The following is a 17,470-nucleotide window of genomic DNA, read 5'->3' as shown; positions in this document are numbered from 1 at the left end:
GTCCCGCGCACCTCACGGCCCGCTTTTTACCGATATGACCCGTGGGATCTAGACCTCTGCCCGGATCGCTACGGGGGCTAAGGTCCCGCTCTCGGGTCGGGGTAGAAACTCATACGGCCCGAGACAGGTCTCGGGCCGCAGATTGCGTGTTTTTGAACTTAGAACAAGCCTTCGATTTGGCCGTCGTCATTCAGATGGATGTTTTCTGCCGCAGGGGTGCGGGGCAGACCCGGCATGGTCATGATCTCGCCGCAGACTGCGACGATGAAACCTGCCCCAGCCGAAAGACGTACTTCGCGGACCGGAACCGAATGGCCAACAGGCGCGCCGCGCAGGCTTGGGTCCGTCGAGAAAGAATACTGGGTTTTTGCCATGCAGACCGGCAGATTGCCGTATCCTGCTGCTTCCCATTCTTTCAGCTGATTGCGGATCTTGTTGTCGGCCAGCACTTCGTCAGCGCGGTAGATACGCTTGGCGATGGTGTCGATCTTGTCGAACAACGACATGTCGTCGGGGTAGATCGGGGCAAAGTTCGCCTGACCCGCATCGACGATTTCCACAATTTTCTCAGCCAGCGGCGCGGAGCCTTCCGAGCCCAATTCCCAGTGACGCGACAGAATGGCCTCAACCCCATGTGTGGCGGCATAGGCTTTGACGGCGTCAACTTCGGCATCGGTGTCGGTGACAAAGTGGTTGATGGCGACAACAACAGGCACACCAAAGGATTTGATGTTCTCGATGTGACGGCCCAGGTTGGCGCAACCGTTGTTCACGGCTTCGACATTTTCGGCACCCAGATCAGCCTTGGCAACGCCGCCGTTCATCTTCATCGCACGCACGGTGGCAACCAGAACCACGGCCGAAGGCGCGATACCGGCCTTGCGGCACTTGATGTTCATGAACTTTTCAGCGCCAAGATCGGCGCCAAAGCCCGCTTCGGTCACAACGTAATCGCAGACTTTCAGCGCGGTTTTGGTGGCGATGACCGAGTTACAGCCATGGGCGATATTGGCGAAGGGGCCGCCATGCACAAAGGCTGGGTTGTTTTCCAGGGTCTGCACCAGGTTTGGCTGCATCGCGTCTTTCAGCAGAACGGTCATGGCGCCTTCTGCTTTGATGTCGCGGCAGTAAACGGCGGTCTTGTCGCGACGGTAGGCCACGATGATATCGCCGAGGCGCTTTTCCAGGTCTTTCAGGTCGTTGGCCAGGCAGAGGATCGCCATAACCTCGGAGGCCACGGTGATGTCAAAGCCGGTTTCACGTGGGAAGCCGTTGGATACGCCACCCAGGGAGGCGGTGATCTGACGCAGGGCGCGGTCGTTCATATCGACCACACGACGCCAGGCCACGCGACGGATGTCGATGTCGCATTCGTTGCCCCAGTAGATGTGGTTGTCGATCATCGCCGACAGCAGCGAGTGCGCCGAGGTAATGGCGTGGAAGTCGCCGGTGAAGTGGAGGTTCATATCCTCCATCGGCACAACCTGTGCATAGCCGCCGCCCGCTGCGCCGCCCTTCATGCCAAAGTTTGGCCCCAGCGAGGCTTCGCGGATGCAGACCATGGCGTTTTTGCCAATGCGGTTCAGCCCGTCGCCCAGACCCACAGTGGTGGTTGTCTTGCCTTCGCCTGCTGGCGTTGGGTTGATCGCGGTCACCAGGATCAACTTGCCATCAGTCCGGTCCTGCACCGAGTTGATGAAGTCCTGGCTGACCTTGGCCTTATCGTGGCCATAGGGCAGCAAATCATCGCTCGAAATGCCGATCTTGGCGCCAATCTCTTGGATTGGGAGCTTATTCGCCTCACGGGCGATCTCGATATCACTCTTGTAGCTCATGGCCTGGTTCCTGAATGAGAGAAAACATCTACCGGCAATTCTGCGCCGGATCTGTCACCGATTTAGCCAGAATGCGGCAATATACGCGCGTGGTTTCCGACATTTTCCGGCCATGAAGCGGCGTCGGCGCAAAGATTGAGACACCAAAAGTCGCCAAAACGAAAGTTCTGTAGCGGATTAGGTCTGCCCTAGGGAGCCCAGGCGCGCTGATCCGGTACAAAGAGTTGCAGGTGATCGCCGATTTTCAACTGCCCCGGCCGCTCCACCCAGGCGGTGATTCCCCGACGGTCCCGCGCGGCTGGTTTGAACTTGGGGCCAAAGCCTGCGTGGGCTTTGTCGATTTCACGCCCCGGAAAGATGCAGGGGCGGTTTTCCATATCCACCGTCAGGGTGACACCATCCGGCCCCTGCAGCCGTGATGAGGGGGGCACAAAGGTGAAATCCGGAATCCCGCGCAACACCAGATTGGCCCCCAAGGCGGCAGGATCGACGCGCTCCAGCCCCATATCCGCCGCGATCAGCGTCAGTTCCTCCTCCGACAGGATGCTCAGCTGCCTGACGTTCCGAATGGTGGTGCCTTCTGGGTAAAGATTGCGCATACGCACACAAGAGGCGCGATTTTCGCCCTGATGACGCTCCCCGCTCAGCCCGTGAAAGCCGAGGGTCAAGGCCTCCACTTGTGAGGCCGCAATACCGCCATCTGGCGCGGTTTCCCCAGCCCAGACCACTTTGCCCTTGAATTCAGTTTCCAATAATACCGGCATGTCTTGTCCTATTTAATCCATTTCAACCTGAATGTTATTGGCGACACTATAGCTCTCACCTCCAATAGAAAGCCTTCTTTCGGGTCGGATCGCAAAGCGATCCGACCCGGGCGCGGCGGCGGCGGGCAGCTTTGCTGCCCGCCGCCGCCGCGCCACCCCCCATAGCCAGCCAAAGCGCGCATCCCCAACCAGAGCACATCCAAAAGAAAACCCCGGAAACCTGTCAAGGCTCCCGGGGCGTTGCGTGTTACAAGTTGATCTAAAGGCCTCAGGACGTTGGTTCCGGTTCCAGACCTGGATCAGTTTCACCATCAGAAGAGGGTTTTTTAGGCTTGGCTTTGGGAATGGCTGTGACCGAGGCATTGCCCTGATCCTCATCCGAATCGTCGCCCTTTTCATGCGGCAGCTCGCCCTTCATGACCCGCTTGATCTCGTCTCCGGTCAGGGTCTCATATTCCAACAGCCCCTGTGCCAGGCGCTCCCATTCGTCCTTATGCTCTGTCAGGATCTCAAAGGCGCGGTCGTAGCCGTTCTGAATAAAGCTGCGGACCTCCTCCTCGATCATCTCCTTGGTATGCGCAGAGACCGAGAATCCAGTGGTATTGCCGCTATAGCCCTCATGGGCCTCAGCATAGTCGATATTGCCGACCTTATCGGACATCCCCCAGCGCATGATCATCGCGCGGGACAATTGGCTGGCCTGCTGGATATCGCCCGCCGGACCATTTGATACATGGTCTTCGCCGTATTTGATAATCTCGGCTGCCTTGCCTGCCATGGTCATGGCCAGCTTTTGGTTGCACTCATCCTTGTGCCAGTTCAGCCGGTCCATTTCCGGCAACGACACAACCATGCCCAGGGCTCCGCCACGGGGAATGATGGTCGCCTTATAGACAGGATCACATTCCGGCAACTTGAGGCCAACAACAGCATGGCCCGCCTCGTGATAAGCGGTCTTTTCCTTCTGGTCCTGGGTCAGCACCATCGAGCGACGCTCTGCCCCCATCATCACCTTGTCCTTGGCCGATTCAAAATCCTCCATGGTCACAAAGCGACGGCCAACACGGGCAGCCATCAAGGCAGCTTCGTTGACCAGATTGGCCAGATCCGCCCCGGAGAACCCAGGTGTACCACGGGCAATGATGCGCAGGTCCACGTCAGGCCCCAACGGGGTTTTGCGGGCATGCACGCCAAGGATCTTTTCGCGCCCCTTGATGTCAGGGTTGCCGACGGTGACGTTCCGGTCAAAACGACCGGGACGCAGCAAGGCAGGGTCCAGCACGTCTTTGCGGTTGGTGGCGGCCAGGATGATGACGCCCTCATTGGCCTCAAACCCGTCCATTTCAACCAGCAGCTGGTTCAATGTCTGCTCACGTTCGTCATTGCCGCCGCCATAGCCGGCACCCCGATGGCGGCCAACAGCGTCGATCTCGTCGATAAACACGATACAGGGGGCGTTCTTCTTGGCCTGCTCGAACATGTCGCGCACGCGGGAGGCGCCCACACCGACGAACATTTCAACAAAGTCAGAGCCCGAAATGGTGAAGAAGGGCACGCCCGCCTCACCTGCGATGGCGCGGGCCAGCAGGGTTTTACCAGTACCGGGAGGGCCCACCAGCAGCGCGCCCTTGGGGATCTTGCCGCCGAGGCGCGAGAATTTCTGCGGGTTACGCAGGAATTCAACAATCTCTTCCAGCTCTTCCTTGGCCTCATCAATGCCGGCAACATCGTCAAAGGTGACGCGGCCGTGCTTTTCGGTGAGCATCTTGGCCTTGGATTTGCCAAACCCCATAGCCCCGCCTTTGCCACCGCCCTGCATCCGGTTCATGAAATAGATCCAGACACCGATCAGCAGCACAAAAGGCAACAGGGTGATCAGGAAAGACTGGAACCCAGACTGCTGCTGCTTTTCAGCGCGCACCGGAATGTTATTGTCGATCAGCAACTTTGTGACTTCTGCATCCGACGGCCGGATGGTCACATATTTTTGGCCATCGGACGTGGAAAAGCGTACCTGCTCCCCATCCAGCACCACGGTGCTGACCTGACCAGCTTCAACCGAGGTGACAAAATCCGAGAAAGAGCGCTCATTGCTCTGCATCGTACCGCCTGAACCACTGAACAGATTGAACAGCGCCAGAATCAAGACGAACAGAACAACCCAGAAGGCGATGTTACGTGCGTTACCCAAGGAATATCTCCTAATATCCGGACGCCCTCTCAGGACGCCCTCGTTACGCATAAAATAAGGAACATTCAGGCAGGTTCAATGCGATAAAAGCGATGTGAAGAACTCTTCTGCACTATTTACCACTTCTGCGCTGCATCCATTGGCAAATCCGGCCAGTGGAGCCGCCATCAGATTGCCATCCCGCCATAGCGATGGGGTGACTTCCAGAACCGGCGCGGGACATCCCTCTGCCCGCCAGTCCGGGCAGGATTTCAACCCTGCGCCCCCCAAAGGACGCACCTCGCAAGCATCTAATTTCCCTGCAAAAACACGCCAGCGTTGATCCCATATCCCACCAGGGTCACAGGCGGTCTGCTGCACTGTGGCAGCTTCCCGGCAAATCCAGATTTTACCCCGGTGGCTCAGGATGCGACAGCCTGCCAGGGTTGATGACCCGCCCCGTTGCGCAATGGTGACAGCTTCAATCATCGGCAGCCGCCTCGGCGAGTATTGGCCGCCAGAAACCCACAAAAGTGCCTGAAGCATCAACCGATGAGAGATTTCATCCGGCAGTGTTCGGAACTTTCGCAGCTCAAAAACAATGGCGCCGGCCTTGATCTGCACCAGATCCCGCGCCGATAAGAAGGCATACCAGCCCAAAGCGGTCTGCGCCTTGCTCATATTCTGCGCCACAGTCACCAGGGCAGGCACTGTCAGTCCCAGATCCTCAAGAACAGCCAGCGCCTTGCGGGTTTTGATCCGGTCATAGGTCTCATCTTCGTTGGACGGGTCTTCAATCCAGCTTTGCCCCAGAGCACGCAGATAGCGCCGCAGGTCGGCCCGACGCAGGCCCAACAGTGGCCGCTGCAATGAGACCCCATCCTGGATGCGCCGCAGTGGAATGCCGGCAAGCCCGTTTACGCCTGAGGCCCGCTTCAGGCGCATAATCACCGTTTCGGCCTGATCATCTGCGGTATGACCCAGCGCCAAAACCGGAATGCCGTTTTGCCGCGCCCAGGCTGTCAACAACCCGTAGCGGGCGCGGCGCGCCTGATCCTGAAGGTTGCCTGTTGGCTCTGGCCCCTCGGTCCAGCTCAGAATGTCATGACGCAGGCCAAGCTTTTGCGCCATCTGCGCAACCTCTTCGGCCTCCTGTCGTGATTCGGGGCGCAGCCGATGATCGACCGTGGCCACCAGCAGTTCGACCGGGTCATCGCTAAAGCAATCTTTCAGAAGATGCATCAGCGCGACAGAATCACCACCGCCGGACACGGCGATACCAATGCGCGCAGGCAGGGAGCGGCCAAAGTGCTGGCGCAGGGCGCCCACCAAATCATCCCTGCCCAATCCGCCAGCCTCTGGCTGCGTCAAGAACATCCCAATTCGGCCATTTCAGCCTCGGCCGGAGCGACCATATCCCCTCCGGTAAAGCGCACGCCCACCTCTGACAGCGTAATGCAGGCCTGATCAACCTGCCCAAGACGGCCCAGGGCGGCCCCCAGTTCAAACAGCGCCTTGGGCGCCGTCTCGCCATTTGCATCGCCAGTGAAGGAGGCCAGATAGGCGCGCGCCGCTTCCCGCGTGTCCCCCAACCCGTCCAGCGCCTTGCCGCGGTTGAAATCCGCCTCTGGCGCCAGCGGGCTGCCCGGGTAAGACTGGGAGAAAATGGCAAATTTTTCCGCAGCAAGCTGAAAGGCGCCCGCGTCCAAATCCTGCTTTGCCCGGTCAAAATCGGCCTGTTCCCCAACGGCGAGTTCGCTGTTGGTGTCCGTGGTGTCCTGGCCGCCGCCCAAAGTGCCGGTCCCGGCCAATGCCTCTTCACCGCCCAGGGTGCTGGTCTCACCCAAAGCGCCGATATCGCCCCCTTCGAGCTCTACCAGGCGGAATTCCAGATCACCAATCCGGTTGGTGCCATCCGCAACAATGCGATTGATGCGGTACTCTAGCTGCTCGGTCTGCGCCGTAAGCCGTTGTAATCCGGCCTCAATGGCCCCAACCCGGTCGAGAACGGAACTGCCGGCGGCAACGGCGGAATTTGCCCCGCCTGTCGTCGACAGCTCGCGCTTCAAACGCTGGATATCCACGTGCAAAACGGTCAGCTCCTGGCGAATATCCGCCAGGGTTTGCTGATCCTGCGCAAAGGCCGGTGAGACCAGAACCGAAGTCCCCAACAGGGTCCCGACAACAAGGGCGGCTCGCATCAGACGCATCATATTACCCCGTCAATCCACCCGCCAGCACGGTGACGGCTCGGCGGTTTTTGGCATAGCAGCTCTCGGCAGAACAAATCTCTAGAGGGCGTTCTTTGCCGTAGCTCACCACATCGATCCGTGATCCGGCAATCCCCTGCGAGATCAGATATTCCCGCGCCGAATTGGCCCGGCGCGCGCCCAGTGCGAGGTTATACTCCCGGGTGCCCTGCTCATCTGCATGCCCCTGGATCGTCACCGTGTAATCTGCATTGGCCGTCAGCCAGCGCGCCTGACCCTGCAGGATGGCTTCCGCTTCGGGGTTCAAGTTCGACTGATCAACCAGGAACAGCACACGGTCCCCGATAGTCTCTTGAAAATAGGCGGGGCTGGCCGGGTCCAGGTTGGAGCCGATGCCGCCGGGACCACCGGCGGCGCCCGCGCCGGTATCGTTCCAGGGGGTGTTGCCACAGGCTGAAAGCCCCAGGGCCGCAACAAGCACAAATGCCTTTTTAAAACCGCTCATGACAGTGTCTTTTCCTTTGGTTTCTTAGGCCTAACCTATCACAGAGATTGGGCCGATTCTATGCAGGTCTTCCAGTCTTGCGTTTTCATGCCGGTTCAGCCGGTAACTGCCTGTTATTTTTGCAACGGTGACCAGGCCGGATCAGAGGCACCATCCGGGGTGCGCACGGGTTTCAGGTTCCGCCCCAGAATATCCACCGAGTAAAGCAGCGCCCGACCATTTGCCCCCTGGGTTTCGCGGGTGAACATGATCACCCGACCATTGGGGGACCAGCTGGGGCCTTCATCCAGGAAAGAGGCCGTCAGCAGGCGCTCTTCGCTGCCATCCAGCCGCATGACACCAATATGAAAGCGTCCTTTGCTCTGCTTGGTAAAGGCAATCAGATCTCCACGCGGAGACCAGACCGGCGTGCCGTAGCGCCCCGTGCCAAAGCTGACCCGGCGCGCCTCACCACCGCTCGCCGCCATCACATAAAGCTGCGGCGTGCCGGAGCGGTCGCTTTCAAAGACGATCTGGCTGCCATCGGGGGAATAAGAGGGCGCCGTCTCGATCGAGGGCGCATTGGTCAGCCGCTGACGCGCTCCGGTGGCGATATCCATGGTGTAGAGATCGGTATTGCCGCCCTCGGCCTGCGAATAAACCACGGTATTGCCATCCGGCGCAAAGCGTGGCGCAAAGCTCATGATGCCCTTGTCTGCCGACAGGACCCGCCGCTGCACCTTGCCCACGTCCAGCACATGGATCTGCGGAAAGCCGCTTTCATAGCTGGTATAAAGCACCCTGTCGCCGGTGGGCGAAAACCGCGGCGCCAGCACCAGGGCGGCGCTATTGGTCAGATACTGCACCCCGGCGCCGTCATAATCCATGATCGCCAACCGCTTGCGGCGGTCGTTCTTGGGGCCGGTCTCAGAGACAAAGACCACCCGGCTGTCAAAATAGCCGCTCTCGCCGGTGATCCGGCTATAGATGGCATCCGCCACCTTATGTGCCATGCGCCGCCAGCCATCCGTGGTGCCGCTGAACTGCAAACCGGACCCCAGCTCGTTGTCGGCAAAGATATCATAGCCACGAAACCGCACCGTCAGCTGCTTGCCATTGGCCGAAACCGAACCGGTGATCAGCGCCTGGGCATTTACCGCCTTCCAATCGGCGAATCGCACAGGCGCGTTAAAATCGCTCACGGTGGAGATATGCGCGGTGGCGGGAATTTCGCGAAACAGCCCGGTGCCGCTGAGATCCGCCGCAATCACCCGGGTGATCTGATTGGCCAGCTCGGCCGCTGCCGGGGTTTCGGCCAGAAAATCGGGCACCGCATAGGGCAAGGGTTCGATCACCCCATCGGTGATTTCGATCCGTAGCGGCCCGTCCTGGGCCTGTGCTACGCTGCCAGCGGTCAGCAGGGGCGCCGCCGCAAGAAGAAGGCTTGCCAAAAGGCCTGTCAGGGTGCGCCTCATAAGCGTCGCGTCCTTTCCGGAGTAAATATCAGTGCGGTTTTCAGGGGCAGTATCGGGGCTTGGGGAGGTCAATGCAGGGGGAAAATCCCCCCTCCCCCCGTCATAGTTCAGCCCCGTCCGAGGCGAGATCAAATTTTGGTGTCTCATTTGATGCGCATCTTTTCTGGATTAAAGGTCATGACGATGTCCCGCCAATGGTCATATTTGTCGCTGGGCAGTTTAAACCCCTTGGCGCCACAGCGAATGATTGCCCGGCGCGCCGCCTCATAGGCCTGCTTGGCTGCTCCGGTGGAGCCACCGGTGCTGGAAACCATGCGGATAGAGCCCGTTTTCGGCCGCCCGTCTGGCTCTAGCGAGACCGAGACTTCGACGGTGGTTTTCAGTGCTTCGGTCGAGAGCGAGCCGACGTTCCAGCATTGAGAGACCGAAACCCGCAGCGCGTCTTTTTCCCCCGGCGTCAGCGGCGGGCCCGAGGGCTCGCTGGCCGCCACCTCGCCACCGCCTGCGATGGCAGCCGCCAAAGCATCCTCGATCGCCGAGGACTGGTCCTCTTGCGGCGAAGGTGGCGTGGCCGGTGTGGTTTGCGCAACCTCCGCCGGGGTGGTTTGCGCCACGGGTCTTTGGGGCCGTGTTCTGGGCCGTACCGAAGTTACCGGCGCGGTGACAGGTGGCGCCGTAACAGGTGGCGCGGGCTCGGCCTCGTCGCTTTCATTGGCTTCGGTGACAATCCGGTCGCTGGCCGCTTCGGGCGCGGTGGCCTCCTGCACTTCTTGTTCGCTCAACGCACCCTCATCCGGGCTCACTTCTGGCTGCACCAATTCGTCAATTGCCACTTCCTGCTCTGGCGCCTCCACCGGCACCGGGGCAACCCGCTCCGCTGGGCGGACGCGCTCTGGCACCGGCGGACTTGGGACAATCGACGGGGTCTCAGTCGGCAGGTCTGGCGGGGTTTGCGGCTCTGGCAGGGTATCGGTGACCTCTGGCTCGGGCTCTGGTTCCGGCAGCGCCGCAACTGGCGCATCCACCACAGGCGCCGGAGTGGCTTCTGGCGCAGAGGTATCGGGGCGGGTTTCCGGGCGCACCGATACCTGCGGTGGTGCCGGAGCCGGGTCGGGCGGCGTCAGGCTGCTTGGGGTCTCGGTGACTTCAGGGGCCTGGATCTGCTGGCTCAGCCGGGCAAATTCTTCGGCCGAGATCACCGCAACCTCTTGCACGGGAATCGGCAGAGGTTCCGACGGCAACCAGGCGCCAAAGGCAACCCAGCCCACCAGCAGGCCGTGCCCCGCAAGAGAGATTTTGGTTCCGGTTTGCAGGCCCATAAAATGCCTCAAGCCCCCGCTTATTGATCCGCGCTGCTGGCTGGCGCGTCAGTGGTGGCAGCCCCGCCATCCGGCTCGGGTCCGGCCACATCAGTCACCAGACCAACATTGGCAAAGCCGCCCGCGTTCAGCGCGCCCATGACCTGCATCACCTCGCGGTAGGAAATCCCGCCATCCGCCCGCAGATAGATGCGCTCGGATGTGCGTTCTGCGGCAATGGCGCGCAGCTTGGAGACCAGCTCGGTGGGGGCCACCGGTGTCGTCTGGATCTGGATCTCGCCGCCCAGGATCATCGTCACAGTCAGCGGCTCTTCCTGCTCGCTTGGCAGCGCGCCGGCTTCTGTCTTGGGCAGATCCACCGGCACACCAACCGTGGTCAGCGGTGCCGCCACCATAAAGATGATCAACAGCACCAGCATCACATCGACAAAGGGCGTCACGTTGATTTCGGACATCGGCCGCGCCCGGCCACGGCGCCGCCCGCGCCGCCGCGTCCCCGAAGAACCCTGTTGAACCGCTGCACCCATGGCTCAGGAATCCAACTGGCGGCTGAGGATGGTGGCAAATTCGTCGGCAAAGGCCTCGTAGCCACCCAGAATACGATCGCTGTCGGCGCTCAACTTGTTGTAAAATACCACCGCAGGGATCGCCGCAAGCAGGCCAAGCCCCGTCGCCAACAGTGCCTCGGCAATGCCGGGCGCAACCACCGCCAGATTGGTGCTTTGCTGCTGTGCGATCTCGATAAAGGCGGTCATGATGCCCCAGACCGTGCCAAACAGCCCGACAAAGGGCGCGGTGGAACCAACGGTGGCCAGCACCGATAGCCCCCGTTGCAGGTCTTCGGTCTCTTTGGCGATAGCCACATCCATCGAGCGGTCAATCCGCGCCTGAGCACCGGGAATAAGCCCGCCATCGCTGCGATGACTGCGCCGCCATTCCGCCATGCCAGCGGCAAAAATACGCTCCGAATGGCCCGCAGGCTCTGGCCCCAATTGATCAAACAGCCCATCCAGCGGTTCGCCGGACCAAAAAGCCTGATCAAACCGCGCCGCCTGACGGCGGGCCTGGCGGTAGTTGATCAGCTTTTGCACGATAATGGCCCAGGACCAGATCGAGGCTGCGGTCAGCAACAGCATCACCAGTTTCACGGTAAAAGTGGCCCGCGCGAAAAGACCCCACATGGAGAAATCAATCCCCTGCGTCAGCGCCAGAGTTTCTGCTTCCATTTGCCTGCTCAATCCTCTGCCGGATCGCTCCGGTCTTACGTATTTGCCTCGTGCCCCGGTTCAGGAGCCCCAGGGCGTTCTGCTTGTTGCCATCGCTCACGATCAGCCGTCTGTCGCGGCCTTATTTTCAGGCAGGCTAGCTGAGTTCGGCGGCAAAAGCCAATCAAACAGTGCACAAAGACGGCAATGTTACAGCAATGCGCGAATCTCTGCCGGAAGCCGCGTCGGCCGCCCGGTTTCGGAAGAGATACAAACCGCCGAAACCCTGGCACGAAACAGCTCGGTCTCGCCGCGTTTGACCAGTTGCCCCATGTTTAGCCGGGCCGGTGTCAGTTTGATCACCTCGGTCTCAATCAGCAGCTCATCGTCATATTTCGCCGGAGCCAGGTAATCCGCCTCAATCCGCTGCACCACCCAGATCACCCCGGCATCACGCATGGCGTTTTGATCATTGCCAAGGCCCCGCACCCAGTCGCTGCGGGCCCGTTCGATAAAACGCAGATAATTGGCGTGATATACAATACCCCCCATATCGGTATCCTCGTAATATACCCGGACGGGAAAGCGATGAATCATGGGCCAGTGCTCCTGTGGTTGCCGGCAACCTAAAACAGGCCACGGCGCGGCAGCAAGGCGATTACGCAGCTCTCCCCTGAGGCGAGGGCATTGACCCGGCGCCTTGGTCGCGTAGACTACCCCCTGCAGCCTTTTGCCAATTCGTTTTGCGGCACAGCCCTCAGGCCTGCGTTTTTCTTTTTAAGTATAGGTTTCACAATGGGTACAAAATTCATCGATTCATCAGCTTGGAAGAAGCTGCTCAAAACGCATAAACTGCGCGATACCTCCCTGGCCCCTGCGATGTCATCTTATTGGGATTGCAAACCACCAGCCTATGAGGGGCGGTTGATTGCCCTGGAAAAATTGAAGACAGGCGCTGCCAAGCTCAGCAAAGACGCCAAATACAAGGCCGTCGCCGAGGTGGCAGAATTCCTCGGCTATCTGCTGAAAGATATCGAAGCCGAGCTGAAAGTCACCAAGCGGGACAAGATAAAACACGAAGCCAATGAGAAAAAGCTTGGCGCGCGCGAAGTCGATCTGCAATTTGTCTTTGTGGATTTTCTCGGCTCCCCCATGCTCAGCCAGAAGGCCTTTATCGAAATCAAGGCACCGGGGCGTGACACCATCACCCTGTCAAAACCGGTCAAGGGCGGGGTGGTCAGCTTCAAGGGCATCGAAATCATGCCCGTCGGCACCCTGCGCATCATGACGGTGTCAACCGGCAAGGCCTCTCATATTTCCAGCGGTGTAACCACTTACAAGCTGGGAACAGCCAAGACCCTGACCGTCAGGTCTGAAGAAGACTCCAAGATCAGAAAAATCTCAGCGGGCAGTTCCGCTCAGGTTGCCAAAAAGATCGGCAGCAAGGCAACCGCAGGCGCCGACTTCAAAATTCTGAAGGTCGGCGGCGAGGTCTTTGTTGAAGGACAGACCACGACGGCGGGCAATAAATCCGTCTCCTGGGAGGTGCGGGTGCCAACCGGAGCTTTCAAGCTGACGGTAAAGTAGCCGCCGGGGCGACAGGCCAGATCAGGAACGGGCCAGATCAGGGACAGGCCTTCAGGACGGGCAAACACGGCGCTGCGCAGGAGCGCAGCCGCCTAGCCCTGAAGCCGCGCAAACAGCCGCAGCGCATGAGAGGCGTCATTGGCCGAAGGCGGCATCATCCGGTCATAGCCAGCAGCAATAATCGCCGCAATTTCGGGCCGCAGAATTGTCGCGCCGGTCTCGGGCAGAATGGCCAGCGGCGAGGTGCTGGCAAAGGCCTGATCCGCCCAGAGCAGAATGACCTGCGCCGCCTGGCTCAGCGCCAGGGTTTCAGCCGGCAGCTCAGCCATGGCGCCCTGCATGCGCAAAAACACAAAACTGGCCTGAATGGCGCCGGTGTCATCAAAGCGAAAGGCGCGATACTGGCTGGCATCAACCGCTTGCAGCCGTGCCACCAATGGCGCCAGATCCGGGATCAGGCGGCCAAGGTCGGGCACATCCAGCAGCTCGGCCCAGTCGCGAAAGAAAAAGAACATCAGGTTGGACCCAAGCTCCGGGTCGGTTTCCGCCATCGGATGGCCCGCCAATGTGGCCACCGCCTCAATCGCGCCCTTCACAACCTTCAGCGTCTCCTCCTGCACCCCAAAGACAACAGGCGCAATGGGGCGCCCCCAACGGGCAAACCCATAAGAGCCATCGCTGCGCGTGAACAGGGCTTGGATTTCTTCCGGGGTCAGGTCCAGTGACATGGCGGTGCTCCATCATCTGAGATACAGGCATACGAGATACAGGCGGGCTGCCGCTCTATGCCCGCCGCAGCGCAAAACGGCAAGCCCGCTCCGCCGCGCAGGCACCCCGTCTAGACACAGGCCCGTCACAGGCCTGATATCAGCCCAGACCTGCGGGTCAAGGAGGCCGCAAGGCCTCGCGCAGCGGCTTGTCCTTGAGGCGCCTGCTGCAAGACAATTGAATGCGGCCTCAGGGGGCAGACCCGCCCCTTGAGGCCATCTCAGCAATTCAAACCCGTTTCTTCAGGTCCGGGCCTCCCCGGCGCATTGTGTTTTCTGGCCCAAAAGGCGCCGCCGCATCAGTCCCCTGCCAAATCGCGCTGCCTGCTGGTGACCTTGCTGTCTCTCAGCGCCGTGTCACCCAAATATCAGGGACGCGCAAATATCAGGGTCACGCAAATTGATGTGTCGCGCTTAGGGCTGTCGCGGCTGCTTAGCCAAACAGATCCGTCGCGCGCTGCGGCGGGGCAATCCCCAGATGGGTCCAGGCCTTCTGCGCCAGCATCCGCCCACGCGGGGTGCGCTGAATCAGCCCCTGTTGCAACAGATAGGGCTCGATCACATCTTCCAGCGAATCCCGGCTTTCACTCAGCGCCGCCGACAGCGTCTCGATCCCCACCGGGCCACCGCTGTAGTTTTCGGCAATCAGCCGCAAATAGCGCCGGTCGGCCCCATCCAGCCCCAGCCGATCAACCCCAAGCCGCGTCAGCGCCCCATCCGCCAGGTCTCGGGTGATGCGCCCATCGCCCTCGACCACCGCAAAGTCCACCACGCGGCGCAAGAGCCGCCCGGCGATCCTTGGGGTGCCCCGCGCGCGCCGCGCGATCTCACGGGCGCCCTCCGCATCCGCCGGGGTGCCCAGTTTGCGGGCGTTGCGACTGACGATCTCAAACAGCTCATCCACCGTGTAGAACTGCAGACGGGTGGGAATACCAAAGCGATCACGCAGCGGCGTGGTCAACAGCCCCATCCGCGTTGTCGCCCCCACCAGGGTAAAGGGCTGCAGCTCGATGCGCACCGTGCGCGCCGCTGGCCCCTCGCCAATCACCAGATCCAGCTCAAAATCCTCCAGCGCCGGATACAGGATCTCCTCCACCACCGGGTTCAACCGGTGGATCTCATCGATGAACAACACATCCCGCGCTTCCAGATTGGTCAGGATCGCCGCCAGATCGCCCGCCTTGGCCAGCACCGGCCCCGAGGTCATGCGGAAATTCACCCCCAGCTCGCGCGCCACGATCTGCGCCAGGGTGGTTTTCCCCAGACCGGGCGGCCCGTGAAACAGGGTGTGGTCCATCGCCTCGCCGCGGCGGCGGGCACTTTCGATAAAGATCCGCAGATTGGCGCGGGCCTCGGCCTGGCCAATAAATTCCGACAGCCCCTGCGGACGCAGGGCGCGGTCGCCATCACCCGCGCTATCCTCGGGGATCGGTTCCGGGCGCAGGGTTGGGTCAGCGTCGATCATCTGGGCCTCTCTGGGATTGGCGCACTGCCGTTGCTCTGACCTGTGGGCCCGCGGACCTGGCAGGATCGGGCCAAATCTGGCCAGACCGCACTCAGGTGCGGGCACGAACCTCTATACTCCCATAACACGATGCTACTCATCCCTTTGGCGCCAAAAGGCGCAGCGCGGCGCGGATCAGCGCCGCCTCATCGGCCTCCGGGTTGTCGCCCGCCGCCTCAGCCACCGCCGAGGCCGCATCCGCAGGGCTATAGCCCAGATTGCCAAGCGCCGACAGCGCCCCGGCAGAGGCCGCCGCCGCGCCAGAGGGTGTCTTGGCGGCGGATTTACGCCCGGGCTTTGGCGCCGCAGCGGCGTCAGCAGATTCGACCACCGCGTCAAGATCAGCCCCCTCCATCGCATCGGGCAGGCTACCGCCCATGGCCATGACGCCGGGCGCCTTATCCTTGAGATCCAGCACAATACGCTGCGCCGTCTTTGGCCCAACCCCCTTGGCCGCCTTGACGCTGCCCCAGTCGCCCAGGGCGATGGCCCGGCTGACACCATCCGGCCCCAGGGTACCCAGGATCGCCAGCGACACCTTGGCGCCAACCCCCTGCACCGAGGTCAGCAGACGATGCCATTCCTTTTCCACCAGCGAGGTAAAGCCATAGAGCTGCATCAGGTCTTCGCGCACCACCATATCCGTATAAAGCGCCACAGGCTCTCCGACCCCAGGCAGGGCCATCATGGTGCGCTCGGAGCAATAGACCAGATAGCCAACCCCGCGCACATCGATCAACAGATGATCGCTGGTGCGATAGTCCACGCGCCCTGTCAGCTTGCCAATCATGCCCGCACCTCCTTGAGCTGTCTTTGCTGGGTGCCTCCGTAATAGGCGTGACAGATGGCAATCGCCAGAGCATCCGCCGCATCAGCGCCTTTGGGGTCGCAGCCCGGCAGCTGCAGCTTTACCATATGGATGATCTGCTCCTTGCTGGCATGGCCCACGCCCACCACCGTCTTTTTCACCCGGTTTGGCGCATATTCGCCGGTTGGCAATCCGGCCTTGGCCAGGGTCAGCAGCGCAACGCCGCGCGCCTGCCCCAGTTTCAGCGTCGCAACGCCATCCTTGTTCACAAAGGTCTGTTCAATCGCCGCCTGATCTGGCGCATAGGCCGCGATCACCTCGGTGACCTGATTGTGCAGCGACAACAGCCGCTCCCCCAGATCATCCCCATCAGAGGTACAGACCCCATTGGCCACATGGCTGAGCCGACTGCCCTGCGATTCGATAACCCCCCACCCAAGGTTGCGAAGCCCCGGATCAATTCCCAAAATGCGCATGTTCTGCCCGGCCTTTGCCTATGTGTTCAAAGTATTTTTCCACCAACTAGCACAAAAGGCGAACATCGCCAAACGCTTTCCCATCCCGCCGCGCGGCACCTGTCCAGGCCCCCGCAAACCAGATCCGCGCTGAAACCCCCAATACCTGTTCCAAAACCGACCCTTTACCAGGCTGCGCGCGACATTTTCAAACACTAGGTAAAAAGGTGGAATTGCGCCTTATTTTTATAGGCCAAAGCTATGTCATTTGCGCATAGGACTCATGCAATTTCGACACTTGCGCGGGCAAAATTTCCTCCCTAAATGCGCAAAACCGCATCAACATACCGTTGCTGCACAACATGTTCACTCAGTTACGAAGGATGAGGATATGGCTGCATTCGACACGACCCGCACCACCTATGGCTCCACCGGCCTGTTCGGCCGTATCGGCATGACGTTTGTCGCCCTGGCAAGCGCCCTGGTGTCGTGGAATGAGAGCCGCATGTCCAAGAAGTCATTGAATGCTCTGACGGATCGCGAACTGGCCGATATCGGTCTGAGCCGCAGCGATATCGAAGACATCGCAACTGGCAAGCCCGTCTTCTAAGGGCTGACAAGCTATTTATTGGTGATCCTTCGTACTCCCCGTGCGGATCACCCGACAGACCGCCGCGTGCCCTCTTGGCCGCGGCGGTTTTGTTTGCGCAGGGAGTCACGGTATTTTCCCGCAAGGGGCCGATGCTCAGGAACAACGCGGCAAGGCCTCCCAGACCGGCAAGACAGCAAAAAACCGTCCGGCAAAGCCACGACGGTTTTGAGGTGAGTTTGAAGGTTTGCAGGCGATCAGCGCCGCTTTGTCAGACTGGTCGCTTTGTCAGACTGGT

General features: G+C 60.6%; 17 protein-coding genes. 2 read left to right on the top strand and 15 right to left on the bottom strand.

Annotated features, from left to right (window positions below):
- Positions 1 to 158: 158 nt before the first annotated feature.
- The 11 genes from ARCT_RS0106570 to ybgC form a co-directional block, all read right to left on the bottom strand.
- Positions 159 to 1,835, bottom strand: a complete 1,677-nt coding sequence (locus ARCT_RS0106570; protein ID WP_027239347.1) for a formate--tetrahydrofolate ligase — start codon at positions 1,833 to 1,835, stop codon at positions 159 to 161.
- Between the two features lie 188 nt (positions 1,836 to 2,023).
- Positions 2,024 to 2,599, bottom strand: coding sequence for an MOSC domain-containing protein (locus tag ARCT_RS0106565; protein ID WP_027239346.1), 576 nt, complete (start codon positions 2,597 to 2,599; stop codon positions 2,024 to 2,026).
- Between the two features lie 268 nt (positions 2,600 to 2,867).
- Complete coding sequence (gene ftsH / locus ARCT_RS0106560) at positions 2,868 to 4,790, bottom strand: ATP-dependent zinc metalloprotease FtsH (RefSeq protein ID WP_027239345.1); 1,923 nt, start codon at positions 4,788 to 4,790, stop codon at positions 2,868 to 2,870.
- Positions 4,791 to 4,865: 75 nt separating this feature from the next.
- A complete protein-coding gene (gene tilS, locus ARCT_RS0106555) occupies positions 4,866 to 6,146 on the bottom strand; it encodes a tRNA lysidine(34) synthetase TilS (RefSeq protein WP_027239344.1) in 1,281 nt (426 codons plus the stop codon).
- Positions 6,137 to 6,970, bottom strand: coding sequence for a tol-pal system YbgF family protein (locus ARCT_RS0106550; protein WP_036785542.1), 834 nt, complete (start codon positions 6,968 to 6,970; stop codon positions 6,137 to 6,139). The genes tilS and ARCT_RS0106550 overlap by 10 nt, the downstream gene beginning before the upstream one ends.
- 13 nt (positions 6,971 to 6,983) lie before the next feature.
- On the bottom strand, positions 6,984 to 7,484 hold the full coding sequence (gene pal / locus ARCT_RS0106545) for a peptidoglycan-associated lipoprotein Pal (protein ID WP_027239342.1): 501 nt from the start codon (positions 7,482 to 7,484) through the stop codon (positions 6,984 to 6,986).
- Positions 7,485 to 7,597: 113 nt separating this feature from the next.
- Complete coding sequence (tolB, locus tag ARCT_RS0106540) at positions 7,598 to 8,938, bottom strand: Tol-Pal system beta propeller repeat protein TolB (protein WP_027239341.1); 1,341 nt, start codon at positions 8,936 to 8,938, stop codon at positions 7,598 to 7,600.
- Between the two features lie 143 nt (positions 8,939 to 9,081).
- Entirely contained in the window at positions 9,082 to 10,251 is a 1,170-nt protein-coding gene (locus ARCT_RS0106535; protein WP_027239340.1) for a hypothetical protein, read from the bottom strand.
- Positions 10,252 to 10,277: 26 nt separating this feature from the next.
- Entirely contained in the window at positions 10,278 to 10,784 is a 507-nt protein-coding gene (tolR, locus tag ARCT_RS0106530; RefSeq protein ID WP_027239339.1) for a protein TolR, read from the bottom strand.
- Between the two features lie 3 nt (positions 10,785 to 10,787).
- Entirely contained in the window at positions 10,788 to 11,483 is a 696-nt protein-coding gene (gene tolQ, locus ARCT_RS0106525; RefSeq protein WP_027239338.1) for a protein TolQ, read from the bottom strand.
- Positions 11,484 to 11,672: 189 nt separating this feature from the next.
- Positions 11,673 to 12,059, bottom strand: coding sequence for a tol-pal system-associated acyl-CoA thioesterase (ybgC, locus tag ARCT_RS0106520; protein WP_027239337.1), 387 nt, complete (start codon positions 12,057 to 12,059; stop codon positions 11,673 to 11,675).
- 198 nt (positions 12,060 to 12,257) lie between these two features.
- On the opposite strand from ybgC, the gene ARCT_RS0106515 reads away from it, so the two are divergent.
- Complete coding sequence (locus tag ARCT_RS0106515) at positions 12,258 to 13,049, top strand: hypothetical protein (protein ID WP_027239336.1); 792 nt, start codon at positions 12,258 to 12,260, stop codon at positions 13,047 to 13,049.
- A 92-nt stretch (positions 13,050 to 13,141) separates the two neighbouring features.
- Here the strand turns inward: ARCT_RS0106515 and ARCT_RS0106510 are convergent, their stop codons facing one another.
- The 4 genes from ARCT_RS0106510 to ruvC form a co-directional block, all read right to left on the bottom strand.
- Positions 13,142 to 13,777, bottom strand: a complete 636-nt coding sequence (locus tag ARCT_RS0106510; RefSeq protein ID WP_027239335.1) for a hypothetical protein — start codon at positions 13,775 to 13,777, stop codon at positions 13,142 to 13,144.
- A 472-nt stretch (positions 13,778 to 14,249) separates the two neighbouring features.
- Positions 14,250 to 15,281 carry a Holliday junction branch migration DNA helicase RuvB gene (gene ruvB / locus ARCT_RS0106505; protein WP_027239334.1) on the bottom strand — a complete coding sequence of 344 codons (1,032 nt, stop codon included), beginning with the start codon at positions 15,279 to 15,281 and terminating at the stop codon, positions 14,250 to 14,252.
- Positions 15,282 to 15,417: 136 nt separating this feature from the next.
- The gene (ruvA, locus tag ARCT_RS0106500; protein ID WP_027239333.1) at positions 15,418 to 16,110 is read right to left on the bottom strand and encodes a Holliday junction branch migration protein RuvA; all 693 of its coding nucleotides are present in this window, start codon (positions 16,108 to 16,110) and stop codon (positions 15,418 to 15,420) included.
- The gene (gene ruvC, locus ARCT_RS0106495) at positions 16,107 to 16,604 is read right to left on the bottom strand and encodes a crossover junction endodeoxyribonuclease RuvC (RefSeq protein ID WP_027239332.1); all 498 of its coding nucleotides are present in this window, start codon (positions 16,602 to 16,604) and stop codon (positions 16,107 to 16,109) included. Before ruvC ends, ruvA begins: the two co-directional genes overlap by 4 nt.
- Before the next feature lie 370 nt (positions 16,605 to 16,974).
- Here ruvC and ARCT_RS0106485 point away from each other — a divergent pair, with 370 nt between their 5' ends.
- Positions 16,975 to 17,193, top strand: coding sequence for a DUF1127 domain-containing protein (locus tag ARCT_RS0106485; protein ID WP_027239331.1), 219 nt, complete (start codon positions 16,975 to 16,977; stop codon positions 17,191 to 17,193).
- Positions 17,194 to 17,470 lie beyond the last annotated feature (277 nt).

The sequence above is a fragment of the Pseudophaeobacter arcticus DSM 23566 genome (assembly GCF_000473205.1).
In the GTDB taxonomy this organism is placed as follows: domain Bacteria; phylum Pseudomonadota; class Alphaproteobacteria; order Rhodobacterales; family Rhodobacteraceae; genus Pseudophaeobacter; species Pseudophaeobacter arcticus.
This window is presented reverse-complemented; position numbering and strand designations above follow the sequence as displayed.